This is a genomic window from Streptomyces tyrfis (genome assembly GCF_037034285.1).
In the GTDB taxonomy this organism is placed as follows: Bacteria; Actinomycetota; Actinomycetes; order Streptomycetales; family Streptomycetaceae; genus Streptomyces.
The window spans coordinates 105122-118978 of sequence record NZ_JBAGJZ010000016.1; the positions used below are offsets into that span (position 1 = coordinate 105122).

Genomic DNA, 13857 nt, shown 5'->3' on the forward strand with positions numbered 1-13857 from the left:
CCCGTCGGCCCGGCCGCCCGACGGGCGGGCGGGCGCGTGATCCGCCGCGCGCGTCGCCCGCCGGGGAACGCGGACGGGCCGGGGGGAGCGGCGGGGCGCCCCGGGGTGCGCGCCCGGACAGGCCGTGCGCTCCGGGGCCCGGCGGGGCAGGGCCCCGGGCCGGGCACGACCGGGCGCGTGCGCGACGCCCTACGCGGGCGCCCCGCCCGGCGTCCCCGCCTCCCCGGCCGGACTCTCGACCTTCTTCACCCTTACGTCGTCCGGCCCGATCCGCCGGCCGTCGGCCGAGCGGACCTCCAGCGTCCGGGGCGGCCGGCCCCCGCGCAGGTCGACCATCTCCGAGTGCGGCTCGCCGACGTCGAAGAAGTGCGCCTCGCCCCACTGCCGCAGTGCCACGACGACCGGGAAGAGGTCCCTCCCCTTCGGCGTCAGCACATACTCGTGGTGGGCGCCGCCGGCGGCCGCCGGGACCATGTCCAGCACACCGCCCGCCACCAGATCGCGCAGGCGCGCCGCGAGGATGTTCTTCGCCACGCCCAGGCCGCGCTGGAACTCCCCGAAGCGGCGGCTGCCGTCGAACGCGTCGCGGACGATCAGCAGCGACCACCAGTCGCCGATCGCGTCGACCGAACGGGCCACCGGGCACTCGCTCCGGTTGAAACGCGTCCGCTTGACCACATCGTCCTCCCTCACCCAGTCGGTTGCAACATGCTACCAACCCGCACTACGGTCCAACGTGGTAGCAAGTTGAAACCATCATGCTGGAGGGACGCCCATGGCAGGCGGCGGAACGGTGACCGGAAGCGACGACACGGAGGGAGGAGCGGCGGCGCGCTCCCTGCCCCGGGGCGCCACGGCGCTCTTCGCGGTCGCGTCCGGGGCCGCGGTGGCCAATGTCTACTTCGCGCAGCCGCTTCTGGTGACCCTGGGGCGGGAGTTCGGGATCGGTGCGTCGGCCGTCGGCGTCGTCGTCACACTGACCCAGATCGGCTACGGCCTCGGGCTGTTCCTGCTCGTGCCGCTGGGGGACCTGGTGGACCGGCGGCGCCTGGTCGCGGTCCAGCTGGCGCTGCTGGCCGCGGCGCTCGTCGCCACCGGGACGGCCGGGACGGCGGCGGTGCTGCTGGCCGCCCTGGCCGCGGTGGGCTTTCTCGCGGTGGTGACCCAGACCCTCGTGGCCTTCGCCGCCTCGCTGTCCGCCCCGGAGCGGCGCGGCCGCACGGTCGGCCTGGTCACCAGCGGGATCGTGATCGGCATCCTGCTCGCCCGCACGGTCTCCGGCGTGCTGGCCGACCTCGCGGGCTGGCGGTCGGTCTATCTCTCCTCGGCGGCGCTGGTCCTCGCGCTCACCCTGGCCCTGCGCCGGGTGCTCCCCCGGCGGCCGGCGCGGGACGCCTCGATGGGGTACGCGCGGCTGCTGCGTTCCACCCTGCTGCTGTTCGCCGAAGAACGTCTGCTCCGGGTCCGCGCCCTGCTCGCGCTGCTGGTCTTCGCCGCCTTCAGCACGCTGTGGAGCTGCGTGGCGCTCCCCCTGAGCGAACCGCCCCTGTCGTTGTCGCACACCGCGATCGGCGCGTTCGGGCTGGCGGGAGCGGCGGGCGCGCTCGCGGCGGCTCCGGCCGGGCGTCTGCACGACCGGGGGCTCGCCGGGTGGACGACCGGCGTCGCGCTGGCCCTGCTCACCCTGTCGTGGCTGCCCCTCGCCCTCACCCGGCAGTCGCTGTGGGCGCTGGCGGCCGGGGCGGTGCTCCTCGATCTCGCCGTGCAGGCCGTCCACGTCACCAGTCAGAGCGTCCTGTACGCGGCCCGCCCCGACGCGGGCAGCCGTCTGATCGGCGGTTACATGGTGTTCTACTCCGTCGGCAGCGCCACCGGAGCCGTCGCCTCGACGGCCGTGTACGGCAGGGCCGGATGGGGGGCGGTGTGCGTGCTCGGCGCCGCGATCAGCGCACTCGCCCTGGTCGTATGGGCCGCGACCCGCGGGGGCCCGGCCCGGGCCCGGGGCGCGTCCGCCGGCTGAGCGCCCCGGCCGGGGGACGGCCGGTGTGCCGGACACCGGCCGTCCGGTGGGCGGCGGCGCCTCCCCGGGCGGCCGTCAGTGCCGCGCGGCGGCCGGTTCCAGGACGATGACCGGGATCTGCCGCTCGGTCTTGCGCTGGTAGTCGGCGTAGTCGGGGAACGCCTCGACCGCGCGCCGCCACCACTGCGCCTTCTCCTCGCCGGTGACCTCACGGGCGTTCATGTCCTGGCGGACCGGGCCGTCCTGGAGCTCCACCCGGGGGTCGGCCACGACGTTGTGGTACCAGACGGGATGCTTGGGGGCGCCGCCCTGCGAGGCGACCACGGCGTATGTGCCGTCGTGCTCGACGCGCATCAGCGGGGTCTTGCGGATCTTTCCGCTCCTGGCCCCGCGGGTGGTCAGGATGACCACCGGCAGGCCCCGCATCGTGGTTCCCTCCGTCCCGCCGGAGCTCTCGAACAGCTCGACCTGGTCGCGGACCCACTTCTCGGGGCTCGGCTCGTACACACCCTGGAGAGGCATGGCTTCTGTCCCATCGTCGACATGCGGATACCGGATCGTCCCGACACGCCGGCGCGCGGCGCACGCAGCCGTGCGCCGCCGCGTCCGCGCGTCGGGGCGCTGGGAGAACTCTGTCATCCCTCCCGCCCCGGCGCGGCGCTGACGGGGCGGGTGTTCGGCGGCGGGCGTGACGGCCCGTCTGCCGAACGGCCGTCCCGCGCGGGCGGGCCCGTCGAGGCGGCGCCCGCGTCCGGGCCCGTTCCGGCTGTCCGCTCGATCCGTTCCGTGCGTGTGTCGGCTCCTCGCCCGTGTTCGCCGTTCCGGCCGGTCCGACCGGCCGGGGCGGGGCAGGATCGGCGCTCGTCCGGCCCCCGTTCGACGGCCGCTTCCCGGGCCGGGCGTCAGGGGCCCGGTGGGGTCAGTCTCAGGTGCAGCATCGCCTCGAACCTGGCCTCCGGGTCGTCCAGGTCGATGCCCGCCACCTCGGCCACCCGCCGGAGCCGGTAGCGGAAGGTGTTGGGGTGGACGTGGACGGCCGCCGCGGCGGCGGGCACGTCGCCGAAGGTGCTCAGCCACGCGTCCAGGGTGTCCGTGAGGGCGGTGCGGTGCCGGGCGTCGTAGGCGCGCAGCCGGACGACGGGGCCGTCGGGGACGTCGTCCTCGGCGGCGATCCGGTCCGTCAGTTCCTCCAGCAGCGAGGCGGTGTAGACGTCCGCGAGGCGGGCCGACCGCCGCCGCGAGCGGCCGGAGCCGAGGACGCGCAGCACCCGGTCCGCGTCGGCGCGGGAGCGGCGCAGGTCCGCCGGGCGGACGGCGAGCCGCCCGATGCCGATGACCGCGGCCACCCGGTCGCCCACGCGGCCGAGGAACGCCTGGGCCGCCCGCAGGGCGTTTTCGTCCGAACGCGTGGGCAGGACCGCGTAGGTGACGCCGCCCAACGACGCCGTGGCCGTACGGGGGTGGATCGCGGCCAGGTGCAGAGCGAGGGCCTCGGCGACGCGGTGCCCCGCGGCCACCCGGTCGGGGGCGGACGGCTCGCCGGTCACCCAGAGGGCCAGCACGCAGGCGGGCTGGGCGGACAGCCCCAGGCGTGCGGCGGCCTGCGGGGCGTGCGGCCCGCCCTCCAGAACGGTGGCCAGCAGGTCCGCGCGCAGCCGCCGTTCGGCATCCGCGCCCGCGCGGTGGCGCAGCAGGTGCAGCGCGGCCACCTTCGCCGCCTCCTGGAGGGCCCGGGTGCGGTCCTCGCCCAGCGGGCCGTCGACCACGACCCAGATCGAACCGAGGATCTCGCCGCCCGCCCGGACCGCGGTCGCGATCCGGGGCTTGTCGGAGACGCCGGTCACGTAGACGGGTTCCTCCTTGCGGTAGAGGGCCCGGAAGGCGCCGCGCCGTTCCAGGGCGCGCAGGTTCTCGGCGGGCACCTGGCGGTCGAGGACGGTCGCGATCCTGGCGTCGTCGCCCTCGTCCTGGCGGCTGGAGAAGGCCAGCACGCGTCCGCCCCGGTCCTCCACGGTGACGGGCCCGTCCAGCAGGGCGGCGGTCGCGTTGGCCAGGGCGAACAGGTCGCCCGCGAACGGTTCGGCGCCGCCCTGGGCGTCGGGGCCGCCCAGGGCGCCCAGTTCGTCGGTGGCGAGCAGCGACCGCAGCAGGGCGGCGACCTGGGCCCAGGACGCGCCGGGGGTCAGGCCGAGCACGGTCACGCCGGTGCGGTCGGCGGCCTCCGCCACGGGTCCGGCGACCGGGACCGGGGAACGCACCACCACGGCCACCGCGCCGAGCCCGGCGGCCCGTTCGACGAGGGCCGCGACGGCCCCGGCGCCGTACACCCCGACGCCGAGCACCACCGCTCCGGGCAGCCCGGCCGGTTCGTCCAGCGGGTCCTGGATGAGCACCCCGGTGACGGCGGTGGAGGGGTCGGCCTCCCCCGCCACCACATCGATCAGCGTCGATCCCAGATCGTCGAGGATCCGGCCGAGCACGGCCCGCGGCTGCTCCGTCATCGTCACACCGTAGACGAGCGGGACACGTCCGCGGTCGGCTCCCCCGCCCGGTCGCCGGTCCGCCCGCCGGGCCGCGCGGCCCAGGGGCGTCCCTTCGGCCGCGCGGACCCGGCGCGCGTCCGTGCCGTTCACGGTCGCCCCGGCGGGGTCCGGGTCACGGCGCGGTCATCGGCCGATCCACTCCGTCGATTCGGTCACCTCGGCCAGCCGCTCGGGGATCGGTGAGAGGCCGAGCCCGGGTGCGCGGGGCACGTCGAGACGGCCGTCCCTGAGTACGAACGGCTCGGTGATGTCGGTGCGGTAGTACCGGTCGGAGGCGGAGGTGTCGCCGGGCAGGGTGAAGCCGGGCAGGGCGGCGAGGGCGACGTTGGCGGCCCGCCCCAGGCCGGTCTCCAGCATGCCGCCGCACCACACCGGGACGCCGTGCGCGGCGCACACGTCGTGGATCCGCCGGGCCTCCAGGTAGCCGCCGACCCGTCCCGGTTTGATGTTGACGACCGAACAGGCGCCCATGGCGATGGCGTCGGCCGCCGAGCGGGCGGAGACGATCGACTCGTCCAGGCAGATGGGGGTGCGCACCCGGGCGGCGAGGGCGGCGTGGCCGCGCACGTCCTCCTCGTCCAGGGGCTGTTCGATCAGCAGCAGTCCGTACGGGTCGAGCCGGGCCAGTTGTCCGGCGTCGGCGAGGGTGTACGCGGTGTTGGCGTCCACCTGGAGGAGCACGTCGTCGCCGAAGCGTTCCCGTACCGCGCGCACGGGCTCCACGTCCCAGCCGGGTTCGATCTTCAGCTTGATCCGGAGGTAGCCCTCGGCCAGGTAGCCGTCGACGGCGTCGAGCAGGGCGGGGATCGAGTCCATGATCCCGACCGACACCCCGGCGGGCACCCGGTCCGCGGTCGCGCCCAGCCACTGGCCCATGGACAGGCCGTGGGCGCGCAGCCAGGCGTCCAGCACCGCGGTCTCCAGCGCGGACTTGGCCATCCGGTGCCCCTTGAACGGGGCCAGTGCCGGGGCGACGGCCCAGGGGTCGAGGTCCGGCAGGGCGGCGAGCGCGGGCACGAGATGACCGCGCAGCACGTCCGCCGCGCCCGCCGTGTACTCCGAGGAGTAGAGCGGATCGGCCATCGTGACGCATTCGCCGTATCCCTCGTGGTGCTCGGTCTCGACCCTGACCAGCAGGATCTCCCGGGTGTCCATGGTGGCGAACGAGGTCCGGAACGGCGCGACCAGCGGCATCGCGATCCGGCGCAGTTCCACACCGACGAGCTTCATACCTGCTTCTCCTGACGTCTGACGATCACGTACCAGCCGTCCCGGGTGAATCCGGTGACGGTGTGTCCCTGGGCCATCAGGCCGCCGAGCACCTCGCGCAGCGCGTACCGCCACTCGCGGGCCAGCGGCGGGTCGGTGCGGCGGAGCGCCTCGGCCTCGGCGGGGATCCGGACCAGGACGGTGTCGCCGTCCCGGCGTCCGACGGCGGGTCGCCCGTCGGGGTCGGCGTCCAGGCCGACGACCGCGTGCCCGCCGGCGTCGTCGACGGTCACGCGGCGGGAGACGCCCTCGGCGGCGGCCACGGCGCGGTCGCCGGCCAGTTCCCAGTGGACCATCAGCCGGTCCGTCTCGGTCCCGGCGTTCACCTCGTCCTGCATCGCCCCGTAGAAGTCGGCGAGGTACTCGCTGGGCGCGGCGCCCAGTTTGGACAGGTTGAAATAGGCGTTGCGGCTGATCAACGGGTCGAAGGTCCAGGTGATCGCGGTGATGCCGCGGGCCAGGGCCCAGGCCCGCTGGTGGAGTTTGACGGCGAAGCCGACGTTGCGGCCCCGGGCGGAGCCGTCCACCCCGGCGATGTGCGAGTGCAGTCCCGCGGTGGCCAGGAAGCCGAGGCAGAACCCGATCATGCGGCCGTCGCGGTGGACGCCGACGACATAGCTACCGGAGTGCGCGAAGACCCGGAGCAGTTCCGGGGTGATCAGCGGTTTCCCCGGCACCGGCCGCCAGACCCGGTCGAGCACCCGGCAGGCCTCCCGCATCTCGTCCAGCCCGTGCAGTTCGGAGAGGGTCACGCCGGCCCGCCGTGCGGCCAGGCCGGCTGCGGCGGCCGCCTCGGCCGCCCGGGTCCCGCTCACGGTCCCACCCGGTCCGGGGCGGCCGGCGGCTCGCGCAGGAGCGAGGCGACCAGCGAGGCCACCAGGGCGGCGCGGCGCGGGAGTTCGGCGACGAGGACGTGTTCGTCGTCGGCGTGCGCCCCGCCGCCCACGGCGCCCAGGCCGTCCAGGGTGGGCGTACCCGCGCCGGCGGTGATGTTGCCGTCCGAGGCGCCTCCGACGGCGACTCCGCGCAGCGGGCCGAGCCCCAGGTCCGCGTAGTGGGCCCGGGCGCGCTCGAACAGCTCCGCCGACGCGCTCGGTTGCAGCGGGGGCCGGTCGGGCCCGCCGGAGAAGGTGAGCTCGGCGCCCGCGAGCACCGGTGCGAGGGCGTGGACGGCCCGGTCGACCCGGTCCTGCTCGGCGGCCGTCGAGACGCGTACGTCGACCAGCAGCCGGGCCGCGTCGGGCACGGTGTTGCGGGTGGTGCCCGAGGCGGCGACGGTCGGTGTCACGGTGGTGCCGGCCGCCGGGTCGGCGAGCGCGGACAACGCGAGGATCTGGTGGGCGAGTTCGGTGGTCGTGTTGACGCCCCGGTGGGGTTCCAGGCCGGCGTGCGCGGCGCGTCCGGCGATGCCCAGTTCGTAGCCGGACATGCCCTTGCGCGCCGTTTTCAGCGCGCCCCGCTCGCTCGCCTCCAGGACGAGCACGGCCCGGGTGCGGCGCGCCTCGGCCTCGATCAGGGCGCGGGAGGCGGGGGCGCCGATCTCCTCGTCGCCGGTGAGCAGCACCGACACTCCGTCCAGGTCGTCGAGGACGGACAGGGCGTGGAACAGCTGTGCCACGCCCGCCTTCATGTCGAAGCAGCCGGGGCCGGTCAGCCGCCCGTCGGTCACCTCGAAGGGGTGCCGGGCCAGGGAGCCCACCGGCCACACCGTGTCGAAGTGGCCGAGCAGCAGCACCCGGTCGCCGGCGCCGAAGCGCCAGCGCAGGACGGGCCGCCCCGGGCCGTCCAGCCACTCGGGCGGCGTCGCGGTGAGCCGGGCGCCGAGAGCGGCGACGACCCGGGCGCAGTCGGCGACGGCGGACACGTCGGCGCTGGGCGACTCGGTGGTGACCAGTGTCCCGATGTCGGCCAGCAGATCCGGCAGCCCGGCCTCCAGCGCCTTCAGCGCGGTGGCGATCGCGGTCACGTCAGCCCGCCTTGGGCGTGGCGCGGATGCCGTGGTGGATGTAGCGCGAGCCGTCGGCGAGGGCGTAGAAGACGACCGGGTACCACGACTTGAGCCCCGGCCGCCGCACCACGAACAGGCCCGGCTCGACCGGGTGCATGTCGTACTCGTGCTCCGTCTCCTCGACGAGTTCGGCCAGCGGTCCGGTGACCCGGTCGCGCATGACCAGGCCGCCGTCCCGTTCCACGATCTCCAGCCTGCTGGAGAGCCGCTGGTAGACGCCCACGTAGTCGGCGGGGTCCACCGCCACCGGTCCGGTGGCCGGCTCGATCCCGGGGCGCATCGTGACGCCGGCGAGGTCGCGCACGATCTCCGCGAACACCTCGCGGTAGAGGCTCCCGGTGTCGCCGCCGTTGGTGAGCAGGCAGATCGCCAGGTCCTCGTCGGGAAGCACCCGCAGGAAGGCGCTCTGGCCGATGGTGCCGCCGTCGTGACCGTGGACCCGGCGCCCGTCCCAGGTGTCGAGGAACCAGCCGAGCCCCCAGGAGTGACCGATGACGTACGGGTCGGGGAGCTCGACCTGCGCGGTCTGCATGGCGGCGACGCCCTCGGCCGAGAGGATCCTGGTGCCGTCCTCGGTGACGCCGTCGTCCATGTGCAGCCGGGCGAACTTCAGCACCTCGCGCGGCGTCGAGCAGATCAGCCCGGCCGGTCCGGCCGAACGCATCAGCCCCCACTGCGGGGCCTGGGCGGGAGGGTCGCCCAGATGGCCGATGGCGGCGCGGAAGCGCAGCACGTCCTCCGGCAGGGTCGCGGTGTGGGTCAGTCCCAGCGGGGCGTACAGGCGTTCACGCATGAGCCGGTCCCACTGGACGCCGGTGACGACTTCGAGCACCCGGCCGAGCAGGGTGAAACCGGCGTTGCAGTACGACATGGTGGCGCCGAGCGGGTGGTTGGGCACGGTGTCGGCCAGCAGCGCGGTGTACTTCTCCAGGCAGTCGTCGCCGCGGCCGGTGTCGGTGAAGAGGTCGCCGTCGATCCCACTGGTGTGGGTCATGAGGTGACGCACTGTCACCTTCTGGGTCAGCTCCTCGTCGGCGAGCCGCAGCTCGGGGAGGACGGAGACGAGCGGGGCGTCGAGTTCGAGCAGCCCCTCGTCGACCAGGGCCATGGCCACGGTGGTGGTCCACACCTTGGAGATCGAGCCGATCTGGAACAGGGTGTCGGTGGTCGTCCCGATCCCGGCCTCGGTGTTGGCGAGGCCGGTGGCGGCCTCGGCGACCAGTTCGCCGCGGTGCAGGATGCCCAGGCTCGCGCCGGGGACGGAGTGCCGGGCGGCCAGTTCGGCGAGGCGGGCGGTCCAGTGGGCGGACAGGTCGGTGGTGGTGGTGGTGGTGTCGGCGGCGGTTTCCGTGGTTTCGGTCATGTTCAGCTCCGGTTCCGTGGCGATCGGTGGTGGGAGTGCTGGGGTGGTGCGTGGTCAGCGGTCGGTGTGCAGCGTGACCCATTCGACGAGCCGGCGGGAGTAGTCCTCCCGGTGCGAGGGCCGGCCGTCCAGGAGGAACAGGTGCGATCCACCGGGGTACAGGACCATCCGGACCGGTACGTCCCGGGTGCGCAGCGCGTGGAACCACTGCTCGGCCTGGCCGGCCGGGCAGGTGTGGTCGGCCGCGCCGTGCAGGATCAGGGTGGGGGCGCGCACGGCGTCGACGTGGCTGAGCGGCGAGAGCTCCGTCATCCGTCGCGGGTCGCCGATCTCGTGTTCGGCGATCAGGTGTCCTTCCTCGGAGGTGCCGGCCATGGTCTTCAGGTCGACCAGGACGCCGCCCGGCACGACGACGGAGAAGAGGTCGCTGCGGGCGGAGAGCCAGCAGGTGAGGTAGCCGCCGTAGCTGTAGCCGGTGAGCGCGATCCGGTCCGGGTCGACGAGGCCCTCGTCGACGAGGGCGGCGACCGGTTGCAGGACGTCCTGTTCGTCCGTCTCGCCCCAGGCACCGACCGCGGCGGTGTAGAAGTCCTCGCCGTAGCCGTCGCTGCCGCGCACGTTCAGCGTCAGGATCGTCCAGCCCCGCGAGGCCAGTTCCTGGTGGTAGAGGTGGACCGGGTCGGAGTGGGGCGCCCAGGCGTTGTGCGGGCCGCCGTGCACGTCCACCAGGAGCGGGCCGCCGTCGGGCGTCGTCGCGGCGCGGGTGATCATGCCGTGCACCACGGTGCCGTCCGCGATGGTGAACTCGCGTTCGGTGGCCGGGTGGAGGGCGATGCCGGGCAGTGCGCGCGCCATGTGGTCGGTGAGCCGTACGGGCCGGGCGCCGGGTTCTCCTCGCTCCCAGGCGTCCAGGTCGAGCAGGACGATCTCGGCGAAGCTCGACGCGTCGGTGGCCACCACGGCGGCCCGCCCGGCCTTCGGCGCGAGGGAGCAGCCGCTGATCCCGGTTCCGGCCGGGAGGGGGGAGGCGCTGATTCCGGCCGCGTCCGCCCGGTACAGGCGGGTGGCGCCCCGGTCGCGGGCGCAGAAGAGGATGTCGTCGCCGTGGAACTGCGGCCGGGCTCCGGGGTATCCGGGGCCGCCGCCCATGACGTTGCGGTCGAGGTCGCCGTCGACCGGCGTCGGGGCCGATCCGTCCAGGGGCTGGCGCAGCAGCCGGGCGTGGCCGACGGCGAACGTGTCGCGGCCGACGACGAGCAGCGCGGACCCGTCCGGGTACCACTCCACCGGTCCGGCGAGGCCGCCGGCCGGGCCGATGCGGCGGGGCTCGCCGCCGCCCGCGCCGACCTCCACGACGTGGGCGGCCGAGGCGCCGAGCGCGGCCGAGTCCGGGCCGCTGTGGGCCGGGTAGGCGAGTCGGGTGCCGTCGGGCGACCAGGCGGGGGCGCCGGCGTTGCGGTCGGCGTCCGTCACCGGTTCGACGTCGCCCGATGCCACGTCCACCACGAACAGGCGGGTCCGGACCGATCCGATCAGGCCGGCTCCGTCCGCCTTCCAGCCGAGGGTGTCGACGACGACGGGCGCGGTGTCCTCGCGCCGGGCGGCGGGGGCCGAGAACGCGATCCGTGATCCGTCGGGGCTCCACACCGGTGTGCCCGCTCCGGCCGGGCACCGGCCGGGGGCGATGAGCGGCATGGCCTCTCCCCCGTCGGCGGGCAGCAGGTGGAGCCGTCCCTCGCGCAGGAACGCCAGTGTCGTCCCGTCCGGGGACCAGCGCGGCGCGGTGTCCGCGGGGCCGTGGGTGAGCCGCCGGGCCGGACCGCCGTCCGCGCGCACCTCCCACAGGGACCGGACGACGCGGTCGTTCGCGGCGTCCTGGGTGGTCAGGGTGTAGACGACGCGGTCGCCGTCGGGGGACAGCGCGGGATCGCCGGGGATCTCGAAGCGGTACAGGTCGTCGATGGTCAGTGGCCGGGTCATGGCGCCTCCTCGGCGAGGGCAAGGGTCGGTACGCAGGAGATGAGGTCGCGGGTCGTGGGGTGTTCGGGGTCTTCCAGCACCCGCTCGGCGGGGCCGCTTTCGACGAGGCGTCCGCCGTCCATCACGGCGACCTGGTCGGACAGGTGGCGGACGACCGCGAGGTTGTGGGAGATGAAGAGCATCGCGAAGCCCAGTTCGCGCTGGAGGCCGCGCAGCAGGTTGAGCACCGCGCCCTGGACGGACACGTCGAGGGCCGAGGTGATCTCGTCCGCGATCAGCACGCCGGGCCGGGCGGCGAGCGCCCTGGCCAGGGCCACCCGCTGGCGCTGGCCGCCGGAGAGCACGTCCGGGGTCAGTGCGGCCCGCGCGGGGTCGATGCCGACGAGTTCCAGGAAGCGGGCCACCTCCGCGTCGCGTGCGGCACGGCGGGCGCGGGCCGGCGTGCCGCGCGGCCGTTCGGCGCGGGGCAGCGCCTCGGCGACGGAGGCGCCGATGGTCATGTGCGGGTCGAGCGAGGCGTACGGGTTCTGGAACACCAGTTGCACCGGGGCTCGTCCGCGGCGGTGCACGACGTCGTTCCCGTCGACCAGGACCCTGCCCGACCGGACCGGCGCCAGGCCCACGACGGCCTTTCCGAGGGTCGATTTACCCGATCCGGATCCGCCGACGAGTCCGGTCACCGATCCGTCCGGCACCAGCAGGTCGACGCCCTCCACCGCGGTGAAGCGGCCGTAGCGCACGGTGATGCCGCGCAGTTCGAGCGAGCTCATGGCGTCGTCTCCGATTCTCGGCCGGTGGTGCGGGCGGGGGCGCCGGCCGTGGCCGCGTCCACGGGGTGCCAGCAGGCGACCTTGCGGTCCGGTCCGGTCGGGGTCAGCGCGGGGACGTCGGCGCGGCAGCGTTCCCGGACGCGGGCGCAGCGCGGTGCGAAGGGGCAGCCGGGGCCGGTCTCCCCCGGCTCCGGCGGGCGGCCGGGAATGGTCACCAGGTCCGTGCCGGGTGCGGTGGTCATGGTCGGGACGGCCCCCACCAGGGCCCGGGTGTAGGGGTGGGCCGCTCCCGCCGCCAGCGCGGAGACCGGGAGTTCCTCGACGATCAGGCCGCCGTACATGACCAGGATCCGTTCGCAGACCTGGGAGACGACGGCGAGGTCGTGGGAGATCAGCAGCAGCGCGGCGCCGGTGTCCTCGCGCACCTCCGCGAGCAGGTCGAGCACCTGTCGCTGGACGGACACGTCGAGCGCCGTGGTCGGTTCGTCGGCGATGACCAGTTTCGGTTCGCCCATCAGGCCCATGGCGATGACGGCCCGTTGCCGCATTCCTCCGGAGTACTCGTGCGGCCGTTGCCGGGCGCGTCGTTCCGGCTCCGGGATCCGGACGGCGCCGAGCCGGTCGACGGCTCGTGCCGCGGCCCGGGCGCGGCTCGCCCCGAGGTGCACCTCGGCCACTTCGGCGAGCTGGCGGCCGACGCGCAGGGCGGGGTTGAGCGAGGCCATGGGGTCCTGGAAGACCATGGCGAGCCCCGTGCCCGGTCCCGGTTCCGTCCGCAGGTCGTGTCCGTCGAAGCGGAGCGTGCGCGCGCGGACCTGTCCGGGGTGGGGCACCAGGTCGGCCAGAGCCAGCGCGCTCAGGCTCTTGCCCGAGCCCGACTCGCCGACCAGGCCGACGGCCTCGCCCGCGCGGATGTCCAACGAGACGCCGCGCACGGCCTGTCGGTCGCCGGGGAACGTCACCCGCAGGTCGCGGGCGCTGACCAGGCTCCCGTCCTCGTCGGGCGCCGTCGCGGCCGGCAGGTCGTCCCGCTGCGGCTCCGGGTCCTCGCGCCGTGGCGCCCGTCGGCCGCCGGCCTGTGCGAGCACCTCGCCGACCAGGCCGAACACCAGCCCGGTCAGGACGACGGCCGCGCCGGGCGCCAGGGCGGCCACCGGGTTGACGTAGACGCGGTTGAGCTGCTCGTTCAGCAGCCGTCCCCAGTCGTACTCGGGCGGTTGCACGCCCAGTCCGAGGAAGGAGAGTCCGGAGAAGGCGACGAGGATGCCGCTCATCGCCTGGGTGGCGAACAGCACCGACGGTTCGGCGATGTCGGGGAGCAGATGGCGCACGACCAGCCTGAACCGGCCCACTCCCAGGATCCGGGCCGCGGCGACGTAGTCCGAGCCCGCGACCGACGCCGTCAGGTTCTGTACCAGCCGTGCCACGGGCGGGACCATGGCCAGCCCCACGGCGAGCACCGCGCCGGTGCTGCCCACGCCGAAGATCGTGGCGAGGAAGAGCAGGAACAGCAGCCCCGGGAAGGCGACCAGCACGCCCACGGTCGCCGTGATCAGCCGGCCGAGCCGTCGGCCCGTCACCGCCGGGGCGACGCCGAGCAGCAGTCCGCCGCCGACCCCGATCGCGGCGGCGAGCAGGGTGAGACGCAGGGTCTGCCGGGTCGCCACGACCACCCGGGCCGCGATGTCGCGCCCGAGCTGGTCGGTGCCCAGCAGGTGTGCGGCGCTGCTTCCCTGGTTGATCGCGTCCGTGTCGATCCGCGCCGCCCGGTCGCCGCACAGGACCGGCCCCAGCACGGCGAGCGCAACCAGGAGCAGACAGGCGGCCAGCGCGGTCACGCCGATCGGCGTCCTGAGCGTGCGCCCGAGTCGGCGCCCCAACGAGGTGTCAAGACCTTGACGCAT

General features: G+C 74.9%; 11 protein-coding genes. 1 reads left to right on the forward strand and 10 read right to left on the reverse strand.

Features of this window, described 5'->3' with window-relative positions:
• Positions 1-189: 189 nt before the first annotated feature.
• Complete coding sequence (locus tag WA762_RS15045) at positions 190-678, reverse strand: winged helix-turn-helix transcriptional regulator (RefSeq protein WP_335936246.1); 489 nt, start codon at positions 676-678, stop codon at positions 190-192.
• A gap of 97 nt (positions 679-775) precedes the next feature.
• Between WA762_RS15045 and WA762_RS15050 the strand changes: the two genes are divergently transcribed.
• Positions 776-2020 (forward strand): MFS transporter, encoded by a 1245-nt coding sequence (locus WA762_RS15050; RefSeq protein WP_335936189.1) that lies wholly within the window; start codon positions 776-778, stop codon positions 2018-2020.
• Positions 2021-2095: 75 nt separating this feature from the next.
• Here WA762_RS15050 and WA762_RS15055 read toward each other — a convergent pair whose 3' ends face one another.
• From WA762_RS15055 to WA762_RS15095, 9 genes are all read right to left on the reverse strand, one after another.
• Positions 2096-2542 (reverse strand): nitroreductase family deazaflavin-dependent oxidoreductase, encoded by a 447-nt coding sequence (locus WA762_RS15055; protein WP_335936190.1) that lies wholly within the window; start codon positions 2540-2542, stop codon positions 2096-2098.
• A 380-nt stretch (positions 2543-2922) separates the two neighbouring features.
• A complete protein-coding gene (locus WA762_RS15060) occupies positions 2923-4521 on the reverse strand; it encodes a helix-turn-helix domain-containing protein (RefSeq protein ID WP_335936191.1) in 1599 nt (532 codons plus the stop codon).
• Between the two features lie 165 nt (positions 4522-4686).
• Positions 4687-5793 (reverse strand): o-succinylbenzoate synthase, encoded by a 1107-nt coding sequence (menC, locus tag WA762_RS15065; protein ID WP_335936192.1) that lies wholly within the window; start codon positions 5791-5793, stop codon positions 4687-4689.
• A complete protein-coding gene (locus WA762_RS15070) occupies positions 5790-6647 on the reverse strand; it encodes a GNAT family N-acetyltransferase (protein WP_335936193.1) in 858 nt (285 codons plus the stop codon). Before WA762_RS15070 ends, menC begins: the two co-directional genes overlap by 4 nt.
• Positions 6644-7798 (reverse strand): M20 family metallopeptidase, encoded by a 1155-nt coding sequence (locus WA762_RS15075; protein ID WP_335936194.1) that lies wholly within the window; start codon positions 7796-7798, stop codon positions 6644-6646. The genes WA762_RS15070 and WA762_RS15075 overlap by 4 nt, the downstream gene beginning before the upstream one ends.
• A 1-nt stretch (position 7799) precedes the next feature.
• Positions 7800-9203 carry a serine hydrolase domain-containing protein gene (locus WA762_RS15080; RefSeq protein WP_335936195.1) on the reverse strand — a complete coding sequence of 468 codons (1404 nt, stop codon included), beginning with the start codon at positions 9201-9203 and terminating at the stop codon, positions 7800-7802.
• A gap of 54 nt (positions 9204-9257) precedes the next feature.
• Complete coding sequence (locus WA762_RS15085) at positions 9258-11183, reverse strand: S9 family peptidase (protein WP_335936196.1); 1926 nt, start codon at positions 11181-11183, stop codon at positions 9258-9260.
• Positions 11180-11953 (reverse strand): ABC transporter ATP-binding protein, encoded by a 774-nt coding sequence (locus tag WA762_RS15090; protein WP_335936197.1) that lies wholly within the window; start codon positions 11951-11953, stop codon positions 11180-11182. The genes WA762_RS15085 and WA762_RS15090 overlap by 4 nt, the downstream gene beginning before the upstream one ends.
• Positions 11950-13857 (reverse strand): dipeptide/oligopeptide/nickel ABC transporter permease/ATP-binding protein, encoded by a 1908-nt coding sequence (locus tag WA762_RS15095; protein ID WP_335936198.1) that lies wholly within the window; start codon positions 13855-13857, stop codon positions 11950-11952. The genes WA762_RS15090 and WA762_RS15095 overlap by 4 nt, the downstream gene beginning before the upstream one ends.